The organism is Paenibacillus sp. Soil766 (assembly GCF_001428105.1).
Lineage (GTDB): Bacteria > Bacillota > Bacilli > Paenibacillales > NBRC-103111 > Paenibacillus_E.
In genome coordinates, this window is record NZ_LMSJ01000045.1 from 18,877 (window position 1) to 45,564 (window position 26,688).

Genomic DNA, 26,688 nt, shown 5'->3' on the forward strand with positions numbered 1-26,688 from the left:
TTAACAGAAAAAGCTTAGGTTGCCAGCTTCTGTTTACGATAGACCGCACGCAGCACCAGACTTAACATGAATCCAGAGAATGACAAGACTGACACCCATATGAATAACGTGTGTACACCAAAGGCCTGATAGAACCATCCCCCAAGATAAGAAGCGACGATACCTGAGACGCCGAAGAAGATGATAGCTAATACGGTCTGACCTGTTGCACGCCACTCTTCAGGAACGATCTGATATAAGTACTGAATCGCAGCTGAGTAAAAAATAGGGAATGTGAACGTCTGAAGGAGCTGTATCGCAACAAGCACTTGCGGATCCGTTACCCAAGCGCTGATAAAGAAGCGCAAGAAGTAGAAGAAAGCAGCGAATGAAATCAGTGCTAGTTCCTTGCCTTTTCGAAGCCACCAGAAGCTTAATGCGAATACTAGAATTTCACTCCCGGCTGCTAAGAAGAAGGCAATGCCAACCAAATGATTGCTGCCGCCTAATTCACGGATATATACACCAAGAAAGGTGTCGTTAATCCGTTGCGGAACTGCGCAGATGAAAATTAAAACCATGAACCAAATAGTTTCTCTATTACTCAGAAATTTCCGAAGACTGCGCAGTGAGATCGGTTTCCCAGTCACAGGAGCATCAGGCAGCGCCAAGCAAATGATCAAGCTCAATATACCAATGCCGCCAAATAGGTAGGCTAAGCTATGAATGCCGTAATATTGCGCCGCATAGCCAACAATTAACGACATCACGGCGTAGCCGACAGCACCGAATGTACGGATGGAACCATAGCTCGTGCCAAGGCGTTCGGCGGTCTGGAAATTAAGGCTTTCCGTTAACGGATCTAGCGGCATTAAGAAAAAGTAAAGCAACATCGTAAATAGAAGCAACACGATAAAGCTTTTGGAATCGTACAGGAAGTACCCGATGATGGTGGAACATAAGAGGAGAAGTAACATGATTTTTTTGATCGTTTTCGTCCGATCGCTGATCATGCCCCATAATGGCTGCGAAAAGATGGCGATGAAACCACCAGTCCCGATGATGAGACCAATTCTTGATGTGGATAGTCCCTGTGCGTCCAAATAGACCGGTAGAAAAGAGACGAAGAGGGCAAGTAAAGCGAAATACAAAAAGTTAAACGACCGTAATAAGTTGGATGAATGCATGATGACCTAACCTTCCTTGAAGTACTAGCGCGATGCTGTCATGAATGTACATTCTATCACGCTCAGTCCAAGTTGCAAAAAAAAAATATTAGGATCTTAGCTGAGAGGGGTTTGTTCCTGTTACTTTTTTGAATTGTCGGCTAAAGAAATAAATACTTCGATAACCCAGCGCCTCAGCAACTTCACTGACATTCATCCCTAGTTTCAGCAAGTAGGACGCGCGCTCGATCCTAGACTGGATGAGATAAGATTCAATCGTCTGGCCCATGATTTCTTTGAATTTTAAAGAGAAATATCGTGGAGAGAGATGTGCTTGATTGGCTAGATCTTGAATTCGATGCTGACGCCCTGGATCTTGCCGAATGTGGGCCGCGATATCCAACATCACGCGATTCATCGAGCGACGTCCTGGATCACCTTGAGGTTGATGGTCAGGTGCTTGACGTTCAAATAGCAAAAGAATCAGCTTAAGGAGCGTTTTTGCCTCTTCTTCGTGCCCATACATCTCAGTGTGTCGTATCTGTACGAAACGATCTAAATAGCTCTCGTGGTACTCAGCGGGATCGAAATGAACGAAAGAAGGCAATGACATAGGGTAAGATGGATCCCCTTCTATAGAGAAATGGACATACGTAACGGTAAGTGGGCGTTCTGGATTATGACTAGCACAGGTCAGGTCTCCTGGCTTAAATAGGAAACAATCGCCGCCACTAACGTTATAACGTTTGCTATTTAAAGTGACCTCTCCTTCACCCTCCCATACATACCAGAAATCGAAGTCTTGGAAGGGCTCATTCTCGAGGCTGTTCCATTTCCAATTCGCTTCACAGATTACTTTACCGAAATAGGGATTCAGCTCAATCGCTTGGGATGAGAATAGGGTCATGAAGAGTTACAGCTCCTCTATGTAAAATAGTGCAAATTGTATGGTGCTTGAATGCATTTATTTTACTATTTTCTATTCATATAATAAAGGTGAGAATAGTTGAATTATTTAAACGGAGGGGTTACCGTTATGGCTAAAACTGAATCAACTAATCAATCACCTGAAGAAATTTCAGCAAGGCTTTACCGTTACGACCGTATTGCAGATAAAATTGAAGGAAGCATAAATTGGAATGCGACTCATCTCACTGAATATTGGAGAAACGGTTTCACCGCGATTGAACATGTATTAGATGAGGAAGACATTCAGAATTCGAAAGAGGCTTTGTATGAGCTTATTTGTAAAGATAATAAAGGGGCACAAATTCAATTCTCCCAGCCGAAGAGCGAGTTGAAAACGGACGAAGAAAAGGAGCTTGCAGTTAGAAAGGTACATGAGTTCGTTAAAGTGGATGATCGCTTACGAGGAATTGCAGAGCATCCTGCGATTCTTGCGATCGTTCAAGATATTTTGGGAGAAACGCCGCGGCTCGTTCAGGATATGGCGTTGCTTAAACCTCCGCACGGTGGCGGGGAGAAGCCGTGGCATCAAGATATGGCATACGGGAATTTGGCTTTTGAGAAGCCCGTGGTCGGTGTGTGGATCGCACTCGATGAGGCTGCGTTAGATAATGGTTGTATGCATGTTATCCCTGGTTCCCATGCCGATGGGGCGACGCCGCACTATGCGATACGGGATTGGCAGCTCTGTGATGCACATGTGCAAGTGGAGAGGGATGTTGCGGTACCGTTATTGCCTGGCGGTATTCTTTTGTTCCATGGGTTACTCAAGCATGGTACACCTTATAATCTATCAACGAAGAAACGTCGCGCGTTGCAGTTCCATTATGTTGGGGAATCTGCTGCTAAACTGACGCCGAAAGAGTATAAACGATTCTTTACCAATGAGATGAGCGGTGCTGAATGCTAGTCGAATGTCCTCTTTCCGAAGTTTGGGAAAGGGGCTTTTTTCTGCACCATATCAAATTGAAATGAATACTTATAATATGGTCATTTTAGATGCTAAAGGGGCGAGTTGAAAGGGGGAAATGGGATGCCTTTGCTTATTTCAATAGTCATGCTTTCATGGAACGGATTGAAATATACGAAAGAGTGCGTGGAAAGTATTTTGCGTCATGCCGATGAGAGTATTCAGATTCAGTTTGTGTTTGTAGACAATGGCTCGTCGGACGGTACGATTGAATTTTTACAGTCAGTTCCTTCCTCTAAGCTCATATGCAATCAGGAAAATAAGGGGTTTGCCGCTGGAAACAACCAAGGAATCGCAGAAGCTGACGGAGAATACATTTGCTTGCTTAACAACGATACCGTTGTTACCGAAGGTTGGTTGACTCGTTTATTGGGATGCCTTAAGAATAACCCTAACATAGCTATAGTTGGTCCCCGTTCGAATAATGTTGCGTGGTCGCAGCTCGTTTACAATGTTCCTTATAAGAACTCTGCGGAGATGGAGGTTTTCGCCTTACATTGGTCGCTCCAGCATAAAGATACAGGCTTCTTCCCACATAAATTAATTGGGCATTGCATGCTATTTCATAAAGATCTCATTGCCAAAATTGGCGGGATGGACGAAAGATTTTTTCCTGGGAATTATGAAGATGATGATTTCTGTTTGCGAGCCCGTGTCAGCGGTCAAATTCTGTGGGTAGCGAATGACGTATATGTTCATCATTATGGAGGCAGTACGTTCCAAACGAACAAAACGAATTATTCAGCAAGTGCCTTTTCGAATGCAGATCGGTTCTCCAAGAAATGGTCGTTAGGGATATCTGGGTTAGAGCTTGATCAGTTTGGATACAACCCCTCAGAGCTTGTGGAACGAGAAAAGCCATTCCGCATCGAACGACATTATATCCCTATTAATAAGAAATAGGTTCTCATTGGATCATTTGTAGGAGGGAAAAGGAATGAGGATTGCTCTGATAAGTCCAGATTATCTTCCCGTTCCACCCGTAAAATACGGCGGTATCGAGCGAGTTGTGTATACATTGGCAGAGGAGCTTGTGGATCGCGGTCATGAAGTGATTTTATATGCTCCGTTTGGTAGTCAAGTGCGTGGGAAGCTGATGCCTTATTTGCACGAGGGACATGACATGTGGAAAATCCCTGGATTTGTTAAGCTAACTTTACCGCCTGGGGTAGATATTATCCATGACCATACGCAGCTTTCCGTAGTGGGCCAGAAGAAACTCGCTATACCAACAGTTTGTACGATTCATAATCCATTAACCAATCCGGTGAAACATCCCGTCTATTTGAGTAAACGACATCGTGAATTGTTCGGCAGCCCTCAGGATCACGTCGTGTATAACGGATTAAACCCCGATGAATTTCAATTCTCTGATCAAAAGGGTGACTATCTGCTATTCATTGGCGCTATTATTCCATACAAAGGTGTTCATCATGCAATTGAAGCTGCAGCGCAAGCGGGCCAAAAGTTAATAATAGCCGGACCTGTCTATGATCATGACTATTTCCATAAAGAGATTCTCCCCAAGACCATGTCGAATCCTCTCATTCAATATGTCGGCGAAGTTGGTGGGCAAGCACGACAAGATTTATTAAAGCATGCCAGATGCATGTTATTTCCGACGCTGGTTGAGGAGCCTTTCGGGCTCGTCATGACGGAAGCTATGGCATGTGGAACGCCTGTGTTAGCCTTGCCAAATGGATCTGTTCCTGAGGTCATGAGCGGTTTTCCTCAATTGATATGCCGAACTGTTCAAGAGATGACGAATAAATTGACTCACCTAACACTGCCCGATCCCTATGAGCTTCGCGAATATGTGCTGGAGCATTTTACAACAAGCGGGATGACAGACAAATATCTTGCCATTTACCAAGCAATCCTTGATGAAGAAAGCTGATACGAACGACAAACAGCGGCTGCGCCTAGTCAAATTAGGCGCAGCCGCTGTTTATTTCATTCTGCTGAATCGGTGGTTTCCGATATGTGCAGAACAGACTCCAGGTATTTTTTATTATGCAGGATGTTCCGATCTTTGGGTCTGAAGGTGCGGGCAATTTCATTGTGCTTATAAGCATTGGCGTGTTGTCCCATATGGTCATAACAGACGCAGAGCTGCAGATGTGGCAGCCATGTTGAAAATTTAGGATTGGAGAATCCCAAATTGTGTGTAGGGACCTGTTGTTCAGATGCTAATTTGTACCAAAACACAGCTGGTTCGTATTGCTTATTGTTTAGAAAATAATACCCTAGACGACAACAGAATTCAGCACGCGGGCTATCATATTGAAAGGAGCGGAATACGGACTGTAATTCCATTTCGCTGTTGCCTAACTGATTGTAACAATCGGCTAGATTACTGCAGGAGGAGATTTCATCCTCAACCCAGCCATTTCCACTAGCCAGAAATTTATTGTAATAAATAATGGCTTTTGCATACTTGTTATGATCTTTTAGTTCATTTGCGTAGTAATATAAATCCCTTGGCGTGAACGTCTCTCCGCGCATCAGCCTGTTCTGAAATATTTTAAGATTCCTATCGCTCTTCGTATGGGTTCTGCAATGCGTAACGGTAATGTCAGAGTCCAGAATTTGGCCCCTAACCTCTAAATATTCGTGGATCGCTCCAAACCATTTGAACTGATTCTCTCGTTTTACCAACCGATTACGCTTAAATCTGAAAGTCGGCGTGCCGAATTCATCAAAGGCATAATTATAAAACATCGTTACCGAATCGACGGAATGCTCCAAATTCTCTTTTAATGCGAGGAGCTTAATCCCATCTTCTTCTTTCAAAATATCATCGGCATCCAGCCATAAAATGTACTCCTTCGTGGCTTGGCGGAAAGCGAAGTTACGAGCTGCCGCGAAGTCGTCGATCCATTTAAAATCGTAAATGCGATTGGTAAAGGAACGTGCAATCGTTTTCGTCTGGTCGATTGAACCTGTATCTACAATAATGATCTCGTCAACCGCATTGGCAACGGAAGCTAAACAAGAACGAAGTGTTTTCTCTTCATTTTTAACGATCATGCATAGACTTATGGTAATCAACGTGCTCACTCACTTTCTATATAAGGTTAAAATTCAACGTGGTCTTACTAAACTATTCATAGTTTTAATAAGAGGGCACGGCATGTGAAGGAAGGAACTACCCTTACATTTGAACTTTATCGAACCAAAACTCCATTGGCCGAATATGGTGATCAAAAAGGAGTTGCGGAATGGATCGTTTTTTTGAAAAAATAATTAAGCCAATTCTAATCAAATATGAAGCTTCTCACATTGTCGAAATTGGCGTCTTCTTAGCAGGTCGCACAACAATTAAATTACTTGAGTTCTGTAAAATGATGAACAGTAAGCTAACAGTCATTGATCCTGCACCGGGATTTAATACGTATGCATATGAAGCTGTTTTTTCGGATGAATTAGTCCTTCATAAAAAGCACAGTCTGGAGGTATTATCAGAGATTCAAGCTGCTGATGTGGTTCTCATCGATGGAGACCATAATTGGTACACCGTGTATCATGAATTATTGGCCATTGAGCAAATAGCAGCAAAATCAGGTAAATTTCCGATTGTCATTCTTCATGATACGGAGTGGCCGTATGGAAGACGTGATTCTTATTACTTTCCGGAAAATATACCAACGCAATATCGAAAATCACATGCCCAAAAAGGGATGAAGGCGGGCTCCAATGAGCTTGTTGAAACTGGGGGCATTAATGAAACTCAATACAATGCGATGCATGAATATGGGGAAGAAAACGGTGTGTTGACGGCAATCGAAGATTTCCTAAAGGTTACGACATTCTCGCTAAGCTTCTACCGTGTTTATACGAATAATGGATTAGGTATTCTAGCTCCACGTGAAAATAGGGCAGAAACGGTTATGCAGTATATTATGGATACCTCAGGTTTATAAAAAAAGAAACGGCTGCTCTCCAGAGTAGTCGTTTTTTGCGAATATAGAATTCTAGTAATCTCTATATTCATTGCTACATATGAAGATTAGAAGGGATTTGTTAGGCTCAGTCCCGAAATTCCACTCCTGATTTCATCAATATTTACAAATAATGTTTTTTCTACAAGTGTCACCTATCATTCGTCCATGCACGGAATGTTTGTACACATATAATATACGAGGAAACTAGAGTAGTTTCATTTTAGGCATAAGGAGGTTGGGCTATTAAAAGAAAACATATCTTGATTGCTGGTAACTAGTATTGAAATCATAAGGAGGTGTAAGTTCTTTGAGTAAACTTGCTCAGTTAATGAATTTAATTGGAGTCGTGGGAATAATGAACATCAAAAAAATTGAAATTGAGTATATTGGTGAAACTGAATTCAAATTGAAATTCGAAATAGGCGATGGCCCCATTCAAAGAATGTCTGAACTAAACAATTTTTTAGCACTCATTGATTGGACTCAGGTCGAGGAAATTGAAATTGAATTGTACAATGGAGGGAAAATTGAAATTGAATTTCCTGATGGTGGTTATGGTCCGACAGGAGCAACAGGAGTAACTGGAGCTACGGGTGCGACAGGAGCAACAGGTGCGACAGGAGCAACAGGAGTAACTGGAGCGACCGGAGTAACTGGAGCGACAGGAGCAACGGGTGTAACAGGAGCTACAGGAGCGACAGGAGCAACAGGTGRCACAGGAGCAACCGGAGCAACGGGACCAGCTGGTGGTCCACCGGGACCAACAGGACCAACAGGAGCAACCGGAGCAACAGGYGACACAGGAGCAACTGGAGCAACCGGAGCAACAGGTGCAACTGGTGCAACCGGAGCAACAGGAGCGACTGGAGCTACGGGGGCAACAGGTGCTACGGGAGCGACAGGAGCAACTGGTGCAACMGGAGCAACWGGAGCGACAGGAGCTACTGGTGCAACAGGAGCTACGGGAGCGACAGGAGCAACAGGTGACACAGGAGCAACCGGAGCAACGGGACCAATGGGTTCGATTCAACCCAACCCATTTGAAGTATATGTTCAAGCAGGGGCAGTTGGAGGAGATGGTACACAGGCTAGTCCATTTGCTACAATACAACAAGGTGTGACGGCTGTATCCCCAACAGGAATAGTTCATATATTAGGTGGAACTTATCCTCTTACTTCACAAATAGTAATTAATAAAGTAGGGGTAACATTAAGAGGATATCCTAATACACTAATATCATTACAAGCTGCAGTAATTCCTTTTCTTGTTACTGGTACTGGTGTATCAATAGATGGATTGACAATTACCAGTGATATTCCTTATGAGACTGAGTTTATTCAACTCGCCGGAACAAATCATATGCTTACTAATAACATTATTTATGGACCGCCTCAAGCAGGTCCATCAACAAGTTGGGTAATAAATCGTGGATTTGTAACGCAAGCAAATGTAATTAATCTAATTGTTCAAGATAATATTTTTTATTCACTCAGGCAACCAGCCTATTTAAATCCAAATTCAACGGGTCAAATCATTAATAACGTAGTTTATAATACGCGCGGATTTGTTGTTGATCAGGCGATCTTTGTCTTTTCAGGTAACTCATGGGGAATTCCAACAAATGCAGTTGATATTGCATTATTACCTGGTACATTAGTTGGTACGCCTTACGATCCTTTGACAGTGTTATCATCCAGTAATAGCAATGCTTCAGTTAGTGATCAAAGGTAAATTGAGCAGGGTATCCGTATTTAACGGATACCTTTTTTTAACATAATAGAAAGTAAAAGTATAAGTATTCGATAACCGAAAATAGCTTTCTGCTCTCGCTACCATTCCTCGTTTTATGTATCTTGCGTAGTCTTCTTTATTATGTAATTTTATTCTAAAAAATGGAATTTAGGCAAAGCGTGATCCTCAAACATCCAAACCACTATGAGACAAGGTACATAAACTATCAAGAAACTCATACTGAGAGGAGAAGGTTGATTTGATAGATAGCGAAATAGAAAAAAACAAGTTTATTAAACAAATTAGCAAAATCCCATTATCGTTTGTACCAAACGCAGGTCAATCGGATGAGCGTATTCACTTCCAAGCACAGAAGTCCGGTTATGGCATTTATTTTTTACAGAACGAGATCGTATTCAACTTTTCAAACTCTACGAATGCCGATCAGTTAAGATTTCAATTTCTAGAGGCTAATTCAAAAGCCGTTATTGAAGGGCAAAGAGAAGGATCAAGTAAGGTCAACTACTATGTTGGAAATGATCCTTCCAAATGGTATTCAAGCCTTCCCACATATAGGGAAGTCGTTTACAGGGATCTATGGCCGAAAATAGACTTAGTATTCTACGAAGCCAGTGGGAAGCTAAAGTATGATTTTGTACTTTCTCCAGGAGCACGGGTGGAGGATATTCAACTTAGATATCACGGTTCCCAAGAGCTTACTATCGACGAAATTGGTAACCTCCTTATTCATACACCATCAGGTGTGCTCTCCGAGGAGCGACCCGTTAGCCATCAAGTGATCAACAACAAGCGTATTAATGTGGACAGTCGTTTTATCTTGAAGCAGCAATCGTCAGGGGAATACATCTATGGTTTTGAGATTGGCGAGGGCTATGACCCGAACTACGCGCTAACTATTGACCCGATTTTAGTTTACTCAACTTATCTTGGCGGAAATGCGTTGGATATTGGGAATGGCATCGCAGTGGATAGTTTAGGAAACGCGTATGTGGTTGGTGAAACCTCTTCAGCTGATTTTCCAACAGTGAATCAGTTGAGCCCAGTGCCAGTGGTTGTTCCGAATGCTTTTGTAACTAAAATAAATACAACAGGTGATGATTACATTTATTCCATCTTTTTTGGCGGGGATGGCTCTGATGTTGCTAATGGAATCGCCGTGGATACTGCTGGTGCTGCATATGTAGTTGGGACTACTAGCTCTACAGATTTCCCACTTTCTGCTACACCGGTTCAAGCTTCTCCTGGTGGAGGACAGGATGCTTTTGTTACAATATTTGATACCACAGGGGCACTTGATTATTCTACCTACTTAGGTGGACTTGAGGATGATTTAGGGTTCGGAATTGCGGTCGATGGAGCAGGCAATGCCTATGTTACTGGAGCTACCCGATCCAGTGAAAATGATGCCCCCCCTTTCCCCATTACTGGTGGCTCTTTTCAAACGAATCTTAATGGTGCACAAGATGCATTTGTAAGCAAAATAAATCCAACAGTGGCAGGTTTACCAGGATTAATTTACTCTACTTATCTTGGAGGTAGTGGAACGGAAGAGGGAAGAGGAATCGCAGTAGACAGTGCAGTTCTTCCTAATGCTTATGTGACGGGAGTTACGAGTTCTAATGATAATAGTTTTCCTATTTTCCCTATTGGAGGCGCAGAACAGCCAACTTACGGTGCAGGATTGACTGACGCCTTTGTGACAAAGTTGAATTCTACTGGTACGGCACTTAGTTATTCTACCTATCTCGGCGGAATCGGCGATGATGCGGGTAATGGGATCGCGGTCGATAGTTCGAACATAGCGTATGTTGTCTTGACGACTACTTCGAATAACTTATTTGTTACCAATACAACAGCTCTTCAAGGCGCATCGGATGCTTATGTGGCTGTGTATGACGTTTCGGGAAATCCAATTATCTATTCCACTTATCTCGGGGGTAATACTGGTGATGAGGAAGGATTAGGAATAACCGTTGATGCAAATTCCAATGCGTATGTAACAGGTTCGACGACTTCAACCGACTTTCCTGTTAAAAACCCTATTCAGCCAAACTTAGCTAACTTAGTTGGTGTTTCGGATGCCTTTGTAACTAAGATTGATACAACACAGCCAGCGCTATTAGCTCTTCTTTTCTCGACATATCTTGGGGGGAGCTTAGCTGATGAAGGGCGTGGAATTGCGATAGATTCTGTCAATAACATCTACATTACAGGCTCCACTGCTTCGACTAACTTTCCAATTGAAGATGCTATGCAGATGTTTAATTGGGGTGATACGGATGCTTTTGTGACAAAGATAGGTTCTCTCCCAGAAGGACCTACGGGACCTACGGGACCTACGGGACCTACAGGAGAAACAGGAGCGACAGGTGCAACAGGAGCAACAGGAGCGACAGGAGAAACAGGAGAAACAGGAGCAACGGGAGCAACGGGAGCTACAGGAGCAACGGGAGCGACAGGAGAAACAGGAGCAACGGGAGCTACAGGTGCGACGGGAGCGACAGGAGAAACAGGAGCAACAGGAGCAACAGGTGCTACAGGAGCGACGGGAGCAACGGGAGAAACAGGAGCGACAGGAGCAACGGGGGCAACTGGGGCTACAGGAGAAACAGGAGCAACAGGAGCGACGGGGGCAACAGGAGCGACGGGAGAAACAGGTGCTACAGGAGCTACAGGAGCTACAGGAGCAACAGGAGCAACAGGAGAAACAGGAGCGACAGGAGCTACAGGTGCGACAGGAGCAACGGGGGCTACAGGAGAAACAGGTGCTACAGGAGCTACAGGAGCAACGGGTGCAACAGGAGCGACGGGTGCAACAGGAGCAACTGGCGCAACAGGAGATACTGGTGCAACAGGAGCAACAGGCGCAACAGGAGATACTGGTGCAACAGGAGCRACAGGAGCGACGGGAGCTACAGGAGAAACAGGAGCAACGGGAGCTACAGGAGCAACGGGAGCGACAGGAGMWACAGGAGCTACAGGAGCAACGGGRGCKACAGGAGAAACAGGWGCKACAGGTGCTACAGGTGCTACAGGAGCAACGGGTGCAACAGGAGCGACGGGAGAAACAGGTGCTACAGGAGCAACAGGAGCAACAGGAGCGACAGGAGCAACAGGAGCAACAGGAGCAACGGGAGAAACAGGAGCAACAGGAGCGACGGGAGAAACAGGCGCAACAGGTGCAACGGGTGCAACAGGTGCAACGGGTGCTACAGGTGCTACGGGAGCAACAGGAGCGACGGGAGCTACAGGAGAAACAGGWGCWACRGGAGCTACAGGAGCAACGGGTGCAACAGGAGCGACGGGTGCAACGGGGGCGACAGGAGCGACGGGAGCTACAGGAGCAATAGGAGAAAAAGGAGCAACAGGAGCAACGGGGGCAACAGGGGCAACAGGAGCAACTGGAGCAACAGGAGCAACAGGAGCAACAGGAGCAACAGGAGCAACAGGAGCAACAGGAGCTGCAGGGGCTACAGGGCCTGAAGGTGGTCCACCGGGACCAACAGGACCAATGGGAGCAACAGGACCAATGGGAGCAACAGGTCCGACAGGACCAACAGGACCAATGGGAGCAACAGGTCCGACAGGACCAACAGGACCAATGGGAGCAACAGGASCAAYRGGAGCAACAGGAGCAACAGGTGCAACAGGAGCAACAGGTGCAACAGGAGCAACAGGAGCAACAGGAGTAACAGGAGCAACAGGACCTACTGGTCCAACAGGACCGAAAGGAAAAAGAGGAAAAAGAGGAAAAAGAGGAAAAAGAGGACATTGTTCCAGCTCCAGCTCCAGCTCAAGTTCAGATAGCGATGATGAAGATTAACGTATTTAATAACTTTATATCCTGAATTTAAGATAAGATCCTCCTTTCATAATGCGAAAGGGGATCTTATCTGCTTGAAACCTTAAAAACTGGAAGTGGTGCAGATGGTTAAGGGACTTCTAGCAGCCGTTGAAAAAAAATACGCTTTGACTATCCAACATTTTGAAGTCATTCGTGACACAACTCGAACTTTTGTTTTAAAAGTTATTGCAGAGCAAGGCATATTTATTTTGAAAAGTATGTATACCGATGAACATCGTTTGCAATTTATTCTGGAAGCTGAAGACTTTATTAGAAGCCGAGGTATTAAGATTCCATCCGTTCTTCTTACAAATGAGAACAAGCTATATTTTACCTATAAAGGAGAGTATTTTGTCTTGCAGCAGTGGATCTGTGCCGTGCCGTATCGTCTGACAAGCATAGACAAGACGGTTAGATTGGCCCAATTACTTGGTGAAATCCATTCTTTTACAAAAGGTTATCAACCTTCTTTTGGGCCATTTTATTACGGAGCTGCGAAGTGGGAGCAAGAGTACGAAGAAAATGTTGGTTACTTAGAGAGCTGGAGGATCGACAGTCTAAAAATAGAGGAAGAATGGAAATTATCTGTTTTAGAATATTTAGATTTTTTTATATCGACAGGAACTTATGTAAAAGAAAACGTGAAGACCAACATTATCTTTCATTCTTGGAATGAGAATCATCCTAATCTTGTTCTAAGTCATAGTGATTTTCACACACAAAATGTCTTAATGGATGAATCACTAGATTTACACATTATTGATTGGGAATTTGTAAGACTAGATTTTCCTTCAAGAGACATTAACCGGCTTCTATACGCGATGTTAAAAAAGTCCACAGCATGGAATCATCAAGTGTTTAATACGATGATGCGTGCCTATCTCAACCGGAATTGGCTCTCAGATCAAGAAATGAAGTTGATGTATCTAGATTTGGCTTTTCCTCACAATTTTTGCCGGAATCTGATTTGGGGTAAATTCGCACGAATGACAGTGAACCAAATAAAGGATCTGCTACAGAAAGAATATGATAAAACAGTTTATTTGCTCGACTGTTATAAAAAGTAATACCTTAACAATCCACAAAACAGCAGTCACTCTCGCTTTTTGAGAGAGGCTGTTGTTATTTGATTTTTCAGGGTATTAATTATCACTAAAAGTTAATGTATTGTGACATTAGGTTCTTTCAAATTGATAACAGGACAGTAGCGAATTCCAACACCCTTGCAACCACGTTTAATCCTAGCATTATAGAAGAATCACATTTTCATTACATATAGTCATATGCATATTTTGGAATGGACAACCATCTATTGCCAAAAAGTACAGACAAACCTCTGGGATAATCCGTATGATGAAGCATCACAGGAGGTGTTGTAATTGAGTCTCTTAGTTGGCAAAAAGAAAAGTACCACGACAGTGAAAAAACGTGTAATTATTAAAAAAAGTGGGGCAAAGCTCCATAAAGTAAGTGGTTGCGGCTGCCACAAACGTAAGAAAAAATCAAAAAAACACTGCCGCAAGATTGTTATCGTGAAAATCAGGCGGAAATGCTGTAAAAAGGGTCCAAAAGGAGATCGCGGTCCACGTGGTTTCAGAGGCTTGACTGGAGCTGCAGGAGCGACAGGTGCAACTGGAGAAGCAGGAGCACATGGCGCAACTGGTTCAATCGGTGCAACAGGAGCAACAGGAGCAACAGGAGCAGCAGGAGCAAAAGGAGCAACAGGAGAACGAGGCCCAAAAGGTAAAAAAGGCGACGATGGTGATAGAGGAAAAAGAGGTCATACAGGGCCAACAGGACCTAAAGGGGATCATGGTCACCATGGACACCACGGACCAACAGGTCCAACAGGTCCAACAGGTCCAAGAGGTGAGAAAGGTCACAAAGGCGATAAAGGGGATCATGGACAACATGGACCAATGGGACCGATGGGGCCGCAGGGTGAAACAGGACCTCGTGGAGCAACAGGACCATATGGAATTGGGGGCATTGGACCAACTGGGGCACCAGGATCAGCTGGAGCAATGGGTCCGATGGGACCAATGGGACCGTTGGGTCCAATGGGGCCGATGGGTCCAAGGGGTCCGCAAGGAGAAACAGGAGCTCGTGGAGCAACAGGACCATATGGAATTGGAGGCGTTGGACCAACTGGGGCACCAGGAGCAGCAGGAGCAATGGGTCCTATGGGTCCAACGGGTGTAGGAGCAACGGGGCCAATGGGTCCTATGGGTCCAACGGGTGTAGGAGCAACGGGGCCAATGGGTCCTATGGGTCCAGCGGGTCCTGGGGTAGGAGAAGCTGGAGCGACCGGAGCTACAGGAGCAACAGGAGCGGCCGGAGCGGCAGGCGAAACCGGTGCAGTCGGAGCAACAGGAGCAACAGGAGCAACAGGAGCGGCCGGAGCAGCAGGCGAAACCGGTGCAGTCGGAGCGACGGGAGCAACAGGAGCAACGGGAGCGGCCGGAGCAGCAGGTGAAACAGGAGCAGTCGGAGCAACAGGGGCGACTGGAACACCTGGACCAGGTGCAATTATTCCTTTTGCATCAGGTATCCCAGTGGCATTAGCTTCGGTTTTAGGAGGTGTGCTCAGTACAGGTGGACTTATCGGATTCGGCAGTTCAATCGATAATGTTGTTGTTGGTGGGGCGACGATCAATCTCTCGGCAAGCGGTGGACTTCTCGACTTCGCATTCTCCTCGCCTCGCGCAGGAACAGTCACATCTATATCTGCATTTTTCAGTGTCACTGCTGGTGTCACGGTGGCAAGCCCAGTCACGGTTAGGGCAACATTATATAGAGCAGCTGCTGGCAGCAATATCTTCTCGCCGACAACTGCCGTCTTACCGTTGACACCATCTTTGACTGGCTTGATTAATATTGGAATGACTAGACATGCTATGCTTCCAGTTAGTGTACCAGTTGCAGCAGAAGATCGTCTCTTAATGGTATTCTCCCTTGATGCAGAAGGTCTGGATCTTCTAGAAACTGTTATCGGCTATGCTAGTGCTGGTATTACAATTAATTAACATTTAGATAAATAGGTAGGTTAATAAAAAAGAAGCTCAAGGTAACTACGATTCATAACCTAGTCAATTGCTAGGATTGAATAGTATTATCTTGAGCTTTTCATGTTCAACACACACGATTTACTCCAAATCGAATTCTTTGATCTTATTGTAAAGCGTACCACGAGAAATCCCGAGAAGTTTAGCAGCTGCGCTCTTGTTTCCAGCTGTTTTGGCTAGTGCTTCTTCAATTAAAGTGATTTCATCACTTTCGCTTACTTTTTCTTTTAGTGTCATCATCGAGGCTTCTGTTTCTTGAACTAAACTTGGTTGCTGCTCTTGGAGTGCGGAAGGTAACTGATCTAAGGTAATGACATCATCTTCATTCAAAATGATGCAGCGCTCGATCACATTTTTCAATTCCTGTATATTTCCAGGCCAATCGTATTGGGACAACGCTAAAATCACTTCAGGTGACAGGCCAGGTGCTGGCTTCTGGTAGTGCATGGAAAATTGCTTCAGATACATATGAACCATCGCTGGGATATCTTCGTTACGTTCGCGCAAAGGCGGGATTCGAATAGAAATAACATTCAGCGCATAGTAAAGGTCCGTTCTGAATTCATGGGAGGCAACCTTGCTAGCAAGATCCTGTGTAGTTGCAATAATAATGCGAGTTCTCACATTGATCGGTTGATTGCCACCAGAGCGGACAAGTGTTTGCTGCGTGATGTAGCGATAGAGCTTGGCTTGAAGCTCCAGAGACATTTTCTCAATTTCGTTAATAAATAGTGTACCCTCTTTGGCAAGTTCTAATTTGCCCGGTTGACCACTTTCATTTCCGCTGAATGCCCCACCTTGATAGCCGAACAATTCTGTTTCCAAAATGCCTGCTGGTACAATACCGCAATGAACAGTAAAAAAAGGATACATCGAACGTGAGCTCGATTGATGAATAATTTGCGCGAGCTGCTCCTTCCCAACACCTGATTCTCCGATGAGTAGGACGGGGGTATCCGTAGCCGCGACTTTTTTGGCCCATTGGATAACCTTGCCGATGGCAGGCCCCTTTCCTTTGATCAGGGCAAAAGGGTCATCAGGCGATGACTCAAAAGGTAGTCCTACGGATTCGACAGTTGTTAATTGTTCATTCAATCGCACCAATTGCGTAATATCTTGTTCGGTTGCAACACCACCAATGATGGTACCCGCGGCATCCCTGATTGGTGAAGCATTAATGAGGACATGCGTTTCAGGTCTTGGGCGGTGATACGTATTGCGGATGAGTCGGCCTTCATCTAACATTTTCAGAACCATCAGGGTTTCGACGTCAAAATGCTCCCCAATCCGCTTGCCCACAATGTCTGCCCGCGGCAATCCATAAAGCTCTTCAGCGACAGGGTTCCAGCAAATCACAGCCCCTTCTCGGTCCACGACGGTTACGGCGTCGGTCACGGTATCCGCTAGGGCAGCGAAGTAGGCGTACCACTTCTGCCCCTCTTTCATCACGTATTCAGCATATGCAGAATGGCTGACATAACCTACTAGGGTGTCTTGTTCCTTAATGAAGAGAAAGGGGCGAATTCTTCCACATATAAGCTTTTGAATGTGCTCTTGATCGGTAAGCTCCCGTATTGAACAACTTGGAATGTTGAAATAGTCCATGTTCACTAATTGTGCAAGCACGGAAGATGACTCAAATGCTTTTAACAACTCTGCATCCTCTGGTGTAAATAATGCTAGGACACGTTCTTGTTGGACGATCACGGCTGTGCCTTTCTGAAGAATAGAAGTGAGGTCCGTTATTGTCGTCTCTATAGGAAGTGATTGAAACTGTGTGTTCAATGGAAAGTGTTCAGGAATGAACATGTTAACCCTCTTTTATCCGCCATATTTGATTTTTAATTTACCATGAAAAGGTAGGTGATTCAACACAACTCAGCTTATAGATGAATATTGTACAGATATGAATGGCTTTCAAGGGTGCTTTGTACAAGTTAACAAATAACAATGAACAAATAGTGTTCAAAAATAAAAATTTACTGTATAATTAAATTATAAGTTAAACACAATTGTACAATTCATTCTTGGAGGCAACCACAGATGGAACTCATGATGCGTAATATGTTTCAATCCCTAGGCAAAAGTCGCACTGCTAATCGCTTAGCTAAAAAATATGGTCTACGTTTTGGTGCTGCTCGTTTTGTTGCAGGAGAGACAATCGCTCAATCGATTGATGCGGTGCGCGGGTTGAATCAGGACGGCCGCGTAGCGACGTTAGATCATCTTGGTGAGTTTGTTTTTAGCGTCGAGGAAGCATTGGAATCTGCTGCGATGTGTATCCAAACCCTAGACGCGATTGCCGAGTCGGGTGTTCGCTCTAATTTATCTTTAAAAATGACTTCGTTAGGATTGGATATTAACAGAGAGCTTTGTGTAACCAGCATGAAACGGATTCTAGATCGTGCTCGCTTGCATGGGAATTTTGTCCGTATCGATATGGAGGATTATGCTCATTGTCAGGTCTCGCTTGATATTTACCGCGAACTTCGTCAAGAATACGACAATGTCGGGATCGTGATTCAGGCTTATTTGTTCCGTACGCTACAGGATATGGATGATCTGCATGAGCTAAGTGCGAATTTGCGATTGGTGAAGGGCGCTTATAAAGAGTCTCCTGAGGTTGCTTTTCCAGAGAAAAGTGCTGTCGATGAGAATTACAAAATCATTATTCAGAAACACTTGTTGAACGGACATTATACAGCTGTTGCTAGTCATGATGAGGCCATTATTCAGTTTACGAAGCAATTTGTGAGTGAGAATAATATTGGGAAAGATCAGTTCGAGTTCCAAATGCTATATGGGATCCGTGAAGATTTGCAAAAACAACTAGTAAAAGAGGGATACTGTGTCCGCATTTATGTGCCGTATGGTGTGGATTGGTTCGGTTATTTCATGAGAAGGTTAGCAGAGCGTCCAGCGAATGTCTGGTTTGTTCTTAAAAATATGTTCAAATAAACACGGAAAATAATTAATAATAGCTTTCTATTCGGAGAGGAGACTATATACATGACTACATTAACAACGAAGGTAACGCCTTACGCGAATGAACCATTTACGAATTTCGCACTTGAGGACAATGTGAAAGCGATGCAAGCGGCGATCGCGAAGGTGAAGGGCGAGCTTGGGCTTGAGTACCCTCTATCTATTGGTTCTGAGAAGATCATGACCGAAACGAAGATTACCTCGATTAACCCAGGCAATGTGGATGAAGTGATCGGGTACGTGAGTAAGGCGGATCAGGGTTTGGCTGAAAAAGCGATGAACGTTGCTCTCGAAACTTTCGAGTCTTGGAAAAAGGTTCCCGCTAGAGAACGTGCGGAATATTTGTTCAAGGCAGCAGCGCTCATGCGTGCTAGAAAGCATGAGTTTTCGGCGCTGATGATTCTTGAATCCGGCAAAAACTATATAGAAGCCGATGTCGATACGGCAGAAGCGATCGATTTCATCGAGTTCTATGCGCGTGAGATGATCCGTTTGAGTCAAATTAATGAGACACAGCCATTGGTACGCATTCCTGGGGAGAACAATCAGATTTCTTACATCCCGCTTGGTGTTGGCGTTGTGATTCCACCGTGGAATTTCCCGCTTGCGATTTGTGTAGGGATGACCGTTTCCGCTGTTGTTTCAGGGAATACGGTATTGCTGAAGCCTGCTTCCACGACACCTGTGATCGCTCATAAATTCATCGCATTAATGGAGGAAGTTGGACTGCCAGCGGGTGTGATTAACTTCATTCCTGGCAGCGGAGCTGAGGTTGGCGACTATTTGACGACGCATCCGAAAACTCGGTTTATCTCTTTCACGGGATCGAAAGAAATTGGCTTGCGGATCAACCGTTTGGCTGCTGATGTGGCCCCAGGACAAATCTGGATTAAGCGTGTCATCGCTGAAATGGGTGGGAAAGATGGCATCGTTGTCGACGAAACGGCGGATTTGGATGCAGCTGCGGCTGCGATTGTGGCTTCGGCTTTTGGCTTCCAAGGTCAGAAATGCTCCGCAGGCTCCCGCGCAATCATCGTAGAATCGGTCTACGACGAAGTGGTCGAGAAGGTTGTTGCTTACACGAATAGACTACAAAGCGGTCTGCCGGAGTTGAACTTCGCGGCAGGTCCAGTGATAGATAAAGCATCGTATGAGCGGATTTTGGACTATATCGAAGTCGGCAAAAGTGAAGGCACACTATTAGTAGGCGGCAGTAAAGCAGAAGGGAATGGCTATTACATTCAGCCTACGGTGTTCGGTGATGTGAGCGGCAAAGCGCGCTTGATGCAGGAGGAGATCTTCGGACCTGTACTCGCGATTGCGAAAGCAGCAGACTGGCAAGAAGCAATTGACATGTACAACGATACGGAGTTCGGGTTGACCGGTTCGTACTTCTCCACGGACGAAGATCGCATCGCAGAAGCGTTGGAGACCGTTCATTGCGGTAACTTGTACATTAACCGCAAATGTACAGGAGCGCTTGTCGGCGTGCATCCGTTCGGCGGGTTCAACATGTCTGGTACCGACTCCAAGGCTGGCGGATATGACTACTTGATGTTGCTGACGCAAGCGAAGTTGACTTCGCGTAAGGTGTAGGATTTAATTGCCGTTTGAAGAGAAGGCGACAATAGATTGATGAGGCCCCACTTCGATGAAGTGGGGTTTTTAACTATGAAACGACTGCATTCGAATCGGCCTCTCCAGTTTACATATTTCAAGGCTCACTCCACAATAAATCAAACAGTTGCCCCTAAGTGACGGATTTGAGATAATGCTCATAGTGAAAATTGATGAATGGGAGTGACATCCGTGGACAAGCAGATTCAGAAGCAACTAACCCTAGCTTTTATTGGTTCCTACGCTGATGCGAAGAATCCGGGGGTATATACAGCACAGTTTGACGCAGAAACAGGGAGTCTATCGCTTACGCACAACGTAACTGGTTTGCAAAACCCAACCTTTCTCGCTGTAGACGCAGTCAATTCAAGATTATACGCACTTGGTGAAGGTGTTGGTGCTGAAGGTCAAAAATGTGGAGCAGCTAGCGCTTATTCCATTCAACTAGGAACTGGCGAATTAACGTTTCTTAACAACGAAATCACCCTGCCTGCGACAACATGCCATATTCAGTTAGACAACACAAATGAAGTGGTTATGGTAACAAGTTATCATGGTGGTATGGTCGGATTAACCCCAATTCTAGCCGATGGTCAGTTAGGAACTTCCGCTGATATTCAGCAACATCATGGTGCGAGTCTGCTTCCTGTACAAGATCGGCCACGAGCGCATTCTGTATTCGTAGATCGTGCAAACCGTTACATTGGTGCCTGTGATTTAGGTCTTGATAAAATTATTCTATATAAACTGGATCTTGCCGCGAGGTGTCTCATTCCACATGGGGAAGTATCGATAACGCCTGGATCTGGGCCGCGTCATTTTGCTTTCCACCCGTCCTATAAGTATGGATATGTGATTAATGAACTGGGTTCTACTGTTACTGCATTCAAGTATGATGAGGAACGTGGCGAGCTGTCTGAAATCCAAACCATTCCAACTCTACCAGTCTCCTACGATGGCGAGAATGCCTGCGCCGACATCCATATATCCCCAGACGGACGTTTCCTATATGGGTCCAATCGTGGCCACGATAGTATCGTTGTCTATGAGATTAACGAGCAAAATGGTGAACTATCTGTCATTGAATATGCACCAACTTTAGGGAAGCATCCACGAAACTTCGGAATTTCTCCAGACGGAAGATTCGTTCTTGTAGCCAATAAAGACTCCGACAATATTGTAAGTTTTGCACGGAATGAAGCGACTGGTAAGTTAGTCCCAACCGGAAGTGTTCTTGAGATGTCACAACCAGTATGCATCAAGTTCCTTCCGGTACAATGACACCTTTTACGGAGAAGGTACTCCAAGTTATTCGTTCCATTCCGGAAGGCGAAGTAATGACATACGGTCAAATCGCGCGGCAAGCTGGGAGTCCTAGGGCAGCAAGGCAGGTTGTGCGAATTTTGCACGCTATGAGTAAAAAACATCGTCTCCCCTGGCACAGAGTTCTTAATGTTCGAGGCGAAATTGCGATCCAAGACGATGAGGGTGCGCAGTTACAGCGGTTTTTGTTAGAGTCGGAAGGTGTTCATGTTTCGGATGAGCTGACGGTTTCTCTTGCCGATTATCAAGTTCAGCACGAAGAAGAATAAAGGTTTATATAAATTAAATAATAGAAAATGGGTCGTGAAGCACACGCCGTTTTCATCATGGTTACTGAGAAGCTAGTTCTTTCAGTGATCGTGGTGGGAGCGGCGTTTTGTTTTATACCATTATAAGGAGAGTAAGATGAGATGAAATTTGAGCAGGCATTCGCAGCGTTTATGGCAAAACAAATTGCAGAAGAGACGAACCGGCGCAGACGGGAACGTTTAGAAAGAGGATTGGGACATGCAGAAATGGAGTTTCTGCGTACGATTTGGTATCCGAAGGTTGGAAACTTCAACGATCTGTATCCCCAATGGGAGGTTCGTGATTTCGCGAATGGTTATCGTTATTTGGATTTTGCATATATGCCGGGAGATGCTAGAGCTGCGATTGAAATACAAGGCTACAGTTCACATGCTCGAGATCTTGAAATATGGCGATTCAAAGACTTATGCATCCGCCATGCTCACCTTGCCCTAGATGGGTGGTTAGTTCTCCCTATCGCATACCCGTCCATTGTCGAGTCGCCAAAACAGTGTCAACAACTCATACTATCTCTTATTGGTAAGTTCATCGCCACCGATGTACCACCTACACTCCGATGGCTCGAAAGCGAAGTTATACGTTTCGCCCGCAGGAAACTCCGTCCGTTCACAGCCCCGGAACTATCTGAGCACCTGAAAGTTAGCAAAAGACACGCTAGAACTTTGTTGCATGAGTTGTGTGATAGGCAGCTTTTGGTTGTCGTGAGCGGTAAAGAACGTGCACGAAGCTATCAAATGCTCTTATAGGAAGTGAGGGGCAACAACGGTGCTCTATTTGGTGCGATTGCTGCGAAATGCGAGTTCAAGGGGAACGAGGATGATCTATTTCCATTGAAAATGGCCAAAACCAGAGGCAATAGCTCAGATAGCGCATTCACGTTCCTCTCACGCCTGAAACCTACCCAAAATTCAGAATTAGCGCATCCACGTTCTCCTTCGCGAAAGCGAAAGGAATCTCATGGTGCAAGGGAAAACTGGTGGATGGTAGGGAGCTAACAATATTTCGGGATATTACATTATTCATAAATTCTATAAATGGAACCATTTGCAAAACCGTTGCGTCTAATCTATGCAGCTTTTGTTAACTTATAGAGAAATAGGTGATTTGTTATTGAAACTATTTTTGGGGGAACGCAATTTGCCTTCATGTTGAAGAGGATAAGTAAAGGTCTGGATGTCGTTATTGTGTTGCTGTTGCTCATTTTTATGATTATTAGTATTTTCTGCATCTATAGCGCGACACGGACTGTTCCAGATTTTTCACAATCCTATATTAAAATGATGTATTTTTACAGTTTGGGGTTTATGGTCTTATTTATGATGCTATTTGTTAACTATAAACTCTTATTGCGCTTTTCGCCGTTGTACTATTTCATTGGGCTGGGACTGTTGATCTTATTATTTTTCAAAGGAGATACGCTCAACAATGCCCAGGGATGGTTCATTCTTCCTGGTGGAATCGGATTTCAGCCGGCAGAGCTCTGTAAGCTCATTTTAATTCTGTTTTTGTCGTATTTTCTATCCAAAAGAGAGGTCGAGACCCTTAGACTGTTCGAACATATACTGCCGATGGGTTTTATTACATTGGTTCCTTTTCTCTTGGTTCTCATGCAACCGGATCTCGGTAATTCTATTGGGTATTTGGTTATTTTCTTTGTGGTCTGTTGGTTCGGACACATTAACTACAAGCATGCTTGGATAGGCCTGGTTATTATAATTATCATAAGCGTGAGCTCCATCTACAGCTATATTAAATACCATGAGGAAGTACAGCACTTCATGGCATCCAAACATAAAGCCTATTGGTTGGATAGGGTGGATGCCGTTCTTTTGCCAGAGCAAGCTTCTGAAAAAGCAACCTATCATATGAAACAATCGGTCAAAGCAATCGGATCAGGATCGTTAGAAGGAGATGGCTATCTTCATGGAACTTCAGTCCAGAGTGGACAGGTGCCCTACACCTATTCAGATTCCATATTCGTTGTAGTGGGAGAGGAATTTGGATTTATTGGGGCATCTGCGTTACTCTTCCTTTACTTTCTCCTCATTTATCGAATGATCACTATCGCACTTAACATCCGCAGCCAAACAGGCATATATATCATTGGTGGAATTTCCGCTATGTTTCTGTTTCAAGTTTTCGAAAACATTGGGATGCTGATCGGTATCATGCCAATTACGGGGATCACCCTTCCTTTTATCAGCTATGGCGGCACCTCGCTGTTGATTAACATGGTATCGATAGGCTTTGTTCTAAGTATAAAAATCTATGATGACATAGATGTTGATGTTATCGTAATTCGTTGATGTCCAATCCAATACCCGAAATTGCGGAATTCTCTACGTATGACGAGGGTTTGATTAATGCAGAACGTGGTTCCGCAACTACCGATCTGGCCATTCTTTTTCGCCCAAAAATCTGAAAACAGCTCGCAAAGAGTTACAAAGTTTCCAAACCGAGAATAGACTACTGTAATACAAGGCCATACGGACAGGAGGCATGTGATGAGTGACAGAACCCTTTATCTATTCGATGGCATCAATAAAACCTCTGTGAAATTAATTGTTGAGCAAATTATGAAAATCAATCAATGGGATGAGGACAAGGACAAGAAGGAAAAGGACTTTAAACGAGTGCCGATCGATTTGATTATTAATAGTAACGGAGGCAGTGTATACGATGGATTTGGTCTTATTAATGTGATCGAGAACAGCAAAACCCCCGTTCACACCTATGTGTACGGATTAGCGGCGAGCATGAGTCTGTTGATCGCAGTTAGCGGGCACAAAAGGCACGCAGGCAGGCTAAGTACCTTCATGTATCACTCCGTTTCCACTCACATCGATGGTCATTTGGAGCATTTGAAGAATCGCGTGGATGAAACGCAGCGGTTGCAGAACATCTACGATGAATGTATTTTGTCCAAAACGAATCTACAAGCCGAGGAACTAGCTCGAGTGAAGGAACATCAACGGAACTGGTACATGAGTCCAGAAGAGGCGTTAGCCAATGGCATCATTGATAGTATCGTATAGGCAAAGTGGGAGAGAAGCCCAAGGGATTCTCTTTTTTCTTTGTTTTTTCTGGGCATTTGGTGTTTAATTGAGAGAAAGAGACATGGGGCAGCAACTACTGCTTCGGAATGTAAAGGAGAGTCTACTGTGTACAAAATTGTATTTTTTGATATTGATGGCACGTTAATTAATGAGGACAAACAGGTGCCTGAAAGCACCGTTAATGCGATTCACCAACTGAAAAAAAGCGGGATTGAACCCGTGATTGCAACAGGACGAGCACCTTATTTCATTAAACCACTGGCGGAGCTGCTTGGCATTGATTCCTATGTATGCTTGAATGGCGGATATGCCGTTTACAAAGGCGAGCCGCTTTACCACCGCGTTATCGCCAAAAGCGCAATCGAAGCTTTGGTTGAGCTAGCTGCAACGCACGAGCATTCACTCGTATTTGAAGGAGAGCATGCGTTTGCGACGGATGCGCAGGATCACCCTTTTGTACATAGCTCCGTATCCTCATTGAAGGTTGATTTACCAAGCTACGATCCGCATTTCTGGAAATCGAACGATATTTATCAAATTTTCCTGCACTGTGAAGCGAAAGATGAACATTTGTATGAGGGTCTGCTTTCGGAGTTTAAGCTCATACGTTGGCACGAACATGCGATGGATGTGTTGCCTGCGGGTGGTTCCAAAGCCCAAGGCATCGCCGCGATGCTAGAGCTGGTAGGTTTAAAGCCGGAAGATGCGGTAGCATTCGGTGACGGTTTGAATGATATGGAGATGCTTTCCTATGTCGGGTTTGGCATTGCAATGGGTAATTCACATAAGGATTTATTGCCCTATGCGGATCATGTGACCACACATGTGGATGAAGAAGGTGTACGGAACGGGCTTATTACAGCAGGACTACTTTAAGACAGAACGCTAATAAATAGGGTGAATAGGATGAAAATTGCTTTTTTTGATTCAGGTCTTGGTGGAATCACGGTTCTGAATGAAGCCATGCAGCGAATGCCTCGGGAAGATTTTGTTTATTTTGCAGATACAGCGCATGTTCCGTATGGTGTTAAAACGAAAGATGAGGTTCTCACCTTCGTCAAGCAATCCGTTGATACGATTATTCAAGAAGAAATTAAGGCGCTTGTCATCGCCTGTAATACAGCAACGAGCATCGCGATCTCAGAATTGCGGAGAATCTACAAGATTCCCATTATTGGGATGGAGCCAGCTGTCAAACCAGCTGTAGAAATGAATCGTTCATCAGGCAAAAGAGTGCTCGTATTCGCCACGCAGCTTACACTTCAAGAGGCGAAATACAGAGAGCTTGTATCCCGTATCGACGATTTGGGGATGGTGGATTCCGTACCGCTTCCGGAGTTGGTCCAATTATGTGAAAATCTCATGTTGGATGGTCCGCAGATTGTGGATTATTTTAATACCAAATTAGCTCCATTTGATCTAAGTACATTTGGTACGGTTGTACTCGGCTGTACGCATTATCCTTTTTATCGCGGGATTTTGAGTCAAATCTTACCGAACCATATTCAAATTGTGGATGGAAGTAAAGGTACAGTGAATCATTTAATGCAGGTGTTGCAGGACAGCGACCAGTTGCAAGGTACGGGGGATGGACATGTGAAATGGATGTGTTCCAGTTTCGATGGTGTCTACATTCAGAAGATGAATAAGGCGCTTGCCTTCCTTCAAGCTGTCAAATAAAAAAGCAGTTCATAACTAGAGCTTCTAGTTA

General features: G+C 44.5%; 21 protein-coding genes. 17 read left to right on the forward strand and 4 right to left on the reverse strand.

The features are described from left to right. Positions 1-14: 14 nt before the first annotated feature. Together ASG89_RS27455 and ASG89_RS27460 are read right to left on the reverse strand one after the other, a co-directional pair. A complete protein-coding gene (locus ASG89_RS27455) occupies positions 15-1,166 on the reverse strand; it encodes an MFS transporter (RefSeq protein WP_057314344.1) in 1,152 nt (383 codons plus the stop codon). An 88-nt stretch (positions 1,167-1,254) separates the two neighbouring features. Continuing rightward, positions 1,255-2,052: an AraC family transcriptional regulator gene (locus ASG89_RS27460; RefSeq protein WP_057314346.1), complete on the reverse strand. Its 798-nt coding sequence runs from the start codon at positions 2,050-2,052 to the stop codon at positions 1,255-1,257. Between the two features lie 129 nt (positions 2,053-2,181). Here ASG89_RS27460 and ASG89_RS27465 point away from each other — a divergent pair, with 129 nt between their 5' ends. From ASG89_RS27465 to ASG89_RS27475, 3 genes are all read left to right on the forward strand, one after another. Continuing rightward, positions 2,182-3,021, forward strand: coding sequence for a phytanoyl-CoA dioxygenase family protein (locus ASG89_RS27465; RefSeq protein WP_057314348.1), 840 nt, complete (start codon positions 2,182-2,184; stop codon positions 3,019-3,021). Positions 3,022-3,144: 123 nt separating this feature from the next. Next, positions 3,145-3,984, forward strand: coding sequence for a glycosyltransferase family 2 protein (locus ASG89_RS27470; protein WP_057314349.1), 840 nt, complete (start codon positions 3,145-3,147; stop codon positions 3,982-3,984). A 34-nt stretch (positions 3,985-4,018) separates the two neighbouring features. Beyond that, on the forward strand, positions 4,019-4,978 hold the full coding sequence (locus ASG89_RS27475; RefSeq protein ID WP_057314351.1) for a glycosyltransferase family 4 protein: 960 nt from the start codon (positions 4,019-4,021) through the stop codon (positions 4,976-4,978). Between the two features lie 56 nt (positions 4,979-5,034). On the opposite strand, the gene ASG89_RS27480 is transcribed toward ASG89_RS27475, so the two are convergent. Then, positions 5,035-6,111 (reverse strand): glycosyltransferase family 2 protein, encoded by a 1,077-nt coding sequence (locus ASG89_RS27480; RefSeq protein WP_321166536.1) that lies wholly within the window; start codon positions 6,109-6,111, stop codon positions 5,035-5,037. A 191-nt stretch (positions 6,112-6,302) separates the two neighbouring features. Between ASG89_RS27480 and ASG89_RS27485 the strand changes: the two genes are divergently transcribed. The 5 genes from ASG89_RS27485 to ASG89_RS38300 all read left to right on the forward strand — a co-directional run bounded on the left by ASG89_RS27485 (position 6,303) and on the right by ASG89_RS38300 (position 15,648). Continuing rightward, the gene (locus ASG89_RS27485) at positions 6,303-7,004 is read left to right on the forward strand and encodes a class I SAM-dependent methyltransferase (RefSeq protein WP_057314355.1); all 702 of its coding nucleotides are present in this window, start codon (positions 6,303-6,305) and stop codon (positions 7,002-7,004) included. Positions 7,005-7,332: 328 nt separating this feature from the next. Further along, positions 7,333-8,757 (forward strand): hypothetical protein, encoded by a 1,425-nt coding sequence (locus ASG89_RS35865; protein ID WP_235549956.1) that lies wholly within the window; start codon positions 7,333-7,335, stop codon positions 8,755-8,757. A 259-nt stretch (positions 8,758-9,016) separates the two neighbouring features. Then, positions 9,017-12,601 carry an SBBP repeat-containing protein gene (locus ASG89_RS35870; protein ID WP_082593652.1) on the forward strand — a complete coding sequence of 1,195 codons (3,585 nt, stop codon included), beginning with the start codon at positions 9,017-9,019 and terminating at the stop codon, positions 12,599-12,601. A 104-nt stretch (positions 12,602-12,705) separates the two neighbouring features. Further along, positions 12,706-13,689 carry a phosphotransferase gene (locus ASG89_RS27505; protein ID WP_057314357.1) on the forward strand — a complete coding sequence of 328 codons (984 nt, stop codon included), beginning with the start codon at positions 12,706-12,708 and terminating at the stop codon, positions 13,687-13,689. Between the two features lie 312 nt (positions 13,690-14,001). Beyond that, positions 14,002-15,648: an exosporium glycoprotein BclB-related protein gene (locus ASG89_RS38300; protein WP_157276838.1), complete on the forward strand. Its 1,647-nt coding sequence runs from the start codon at positions 14,002-14,004 to the stop codon at positions 15,646-15,648. 120 nt (positions 15,649-15,768) lie between these two features. Here ASG89_RS38300 and ASG89_RS27515 read toward each other — a convergent pair whose 3' ends face one another. Then, positions 15,769-17,496, reverse strand: coding sequence for a sigma-54 interaction domain-containing protein (locus ASG89_RS27515; protein WP_057314360.1), 1,728 nt, complete (start codon positions 17,494-17,496; stop codon positions 15,769-15,771). A gap of 234 nt (positions 17,497-17,730) precedes the next feature. Here ASG89_RS27515 and ASG89_RS27520 point away from each other — a divergent pair, with 234 nt between their 5' ends. From ASG89_RS27520 to murI, 9 genes are all read left to right on the forward strand, one after another. Beyond that, on the forward strand, positions 17,731-18,645 hold the full coding sequence (locus tag ASG89_RS27520; protein ID WP_057314362.1) for a proline dehydrogenase family protein: 915 nt from the start codon (positions 17,731-17,733) through the stop codon (positions 18,643-18,645). A 51-nt stretch (positions 18,646-18,696) separates the two neighbouring features. Continuing rightward, the gene (gene pruA, locus ASG89_RS27525) at positions 18,697-20,268 is read left to right on the forward strand and encodes an L-glutamate gamma-semialdehyde dehydrogenase (RefSeq protein ID WP_057314364.1); all 1,572 of its coding nucleotides are present in this window, start codon (positions 18,697-18,699) and stop codon (positions 20,266-20,268) included. A 213-nt stretch (positions 20,269-20,481) separates the two neighbouring features. Further along, the gene (locus ASG89_RS27530; protein WP_235549957.1) at positions 20,482-21,570 is read left to right on the forward strand and encodes a lactonase family protein; all 1,089 of its coding nucleotides are present in this window, start codon (positions 20,482-20,484) and stop codon (positions 21,568-21,570) included. Continuing rightward, positions 21,567-21,881, forward strand: coding sequence for an MGMT family protein (locus ASG89_RS27535; protein WP_057314826.1), 315 nt, complete (start codon positions 21,567-21,569; stop codon positions 21,879-21,881). Before ASG89_RS27530 ends, ASG89_RS27535 begins: the two co-directional genes overlap by 4 nt. A 141-nt stretch (positions 21,882-22,022) precedes the next feature. Next, a complete protein-coding gene (locus tag ASG89_RS27540) occupies positions 22,023-22,667 on the forward strand; it encodes a hypothetical protein (RefSeq protein WP_057314367.1) in 645 nt (214 codons plus the stop codon). A gap of 399 nt (positions 22,668-23,066) precedes the next feature. Further along, the gene (locus tag ASG89_RS27545; RefSeq protein WP_057314369.1) at positions 23,067-24,227 is read left to right on the forward strand and encodes an FtsW/RodA/SpoVE family cell cycle protein; all 1,161 of its coding nucleotides are present in this window, start codon (positions 23,067-23,069) and stop codon (positions 24,225-24,227) included. A gap of 198 nt (positions 24,228-24,425) precedes the next feature. Further along, positions 24,426-24,956 (forward strand): ATP-dependent Clp protease proteolytic subunit, encoded by a 531-nt coding sequence (locus ASG89_RS27550; protein ID WP_057314371.1) that lies wholly within the window; start codon positions 24,426-24,428, stop codon positions 24,954-24,956. A gap of 126 nt (positions 24,957-25,082) precedes the next feature. Continuing rightward, the gene (locus ASG89_RS27555; protein WP_057314372.1) at positions 25,083-25,853 is read left to right on the forward strand and encodes a Cof-type HAD-IIB family hydrolase; all 771 of its coding nucleotides are present in this window, start codon (positions 25,083-25,085) and stop codon (positions 25,851-25,853) included. Between the two features lie 30 nt (positions 25,854-25,883). Next, positions 25,884-26,657, forward strand: a complete 774-nt coding sequence (gene murI / locus ASG89_RS27560) for a glutamate racemase (protein ID WP_057314374.1) — start codon at positions 25,884-25,886, stop codon at positions 26,655-26,657. Positions 26,658-26,688: the final 31 nt, after the last annotated feature.

Bases quoted from the DNA above. Each gene is read 5' to 3' on its own strand.
- ASG89_RS27455 (WP_057314344.1), bottom strand. From the start codon at position 1,166: ATGCATTCATCCAACTTATTACGGTCGTTTAACTTTTTGTATTTCGCT.
- ASG89_RS27460 (WP_057314346.1), bottom strand. From the start codon at position 2,052: ATGACCCTATTCTCATCCCAAGCGATTGAGCTGAATCCCTATTTCGGT.
- ASG89_RS27465 (WP_057314348.1), top strand. From the start codon at position 2,182: ATGGCTAAAACTGAATCAACTAATCAATCACCTGAAGAAATTTCAGCA.
- ASG89_RS27470 (WP_057314349.1), top strand. From the start codon at position 3,145: ATGCCTTTGCTTATTTCAATAGTCATGCTTTCATGGAACGGATTGAAA.
- ASG89_RS27475 (WP_057314351.1), top strand. From the start codon at position 4,019: ATGAGGATTGCTCTGATAAGTCCAGATTATCTTCCCGTTCCACCCGTA.
- ASG89_RS27480 (WP_321166536.1), bottom strand. From the start codon at position 6,111: ATGATCGTTAAAAATGAAGAGAAAACACTTCGTTCTTGTTTAGCTTCC.
- ASG89_RS27485 (WP_057314355.1), top strand. From the start codon at position 6,303: ATGGATCGTTTTTTTGAAAAAATAATTAAGCCAATTCTAATCAAATAT.
- ASG89_RS27505 (WP_057314357.1), top strand. From the start codon at position 12,706: ATGGTTAAGGGACTTCTAGCAGCCGTTGAAAAAAAATACGCTTTGACT.
- ASG89_RS27515 (WP_057314360.1), bottom strand. From the start codon at position 17,496: ATGTTCATTCCTGAACACTTTCCATTGAACACACAGTTTCAATCACTT.
- ASG89_RS27520 (WP_057314362.1), top strand. From the start codon at position 17,731: ATGGAACTCATGATGCGTAATATGTTTCAATCCCTAGGCAAAAGTCGC.
- pruA (WP_057314364.1), top strand. From the start codon at position 18,697: ATGACTACATTAACAACGAAGGTAACGCCTTACGCGAATGAACCATTT.
- ASG89_RS27535 (WP_057314826.1), top strand. From the start codon at position 21,567: ATGACACCTTTTACGGAGAAGGTACTCCAAGTTATTCGTTCCATTCCG.
- ASG89_RS27540 (WP_057314367.1), top strand. From the start codon at position 22,023: ATGAAATTTGAGCAGGCATTCGCAGCGTTTATGGCAAAACAAATTGCA.
- ASG89_RS27545 (WP_057314369.1), top strand. From the start codon at position 23,067: ATGTTGAAGAGGATAAGTAAAGGTCTGGATGTCGTTATTGTGTTGCTG.
- ASG89_RS27550 (WP_057314371.1), top strand. From the start codon at position 24,426: ATGAGTGACAGAACCCTTTATCTATTCGATGGCATCAATAAAACCTCT.
- murI (WP_057314374.1), top strand. From the start codon at position 25,884: ATGAAAATTGCTTTTTTTGATTCAGGTCTTGGTGGAATCACGGTTCTG.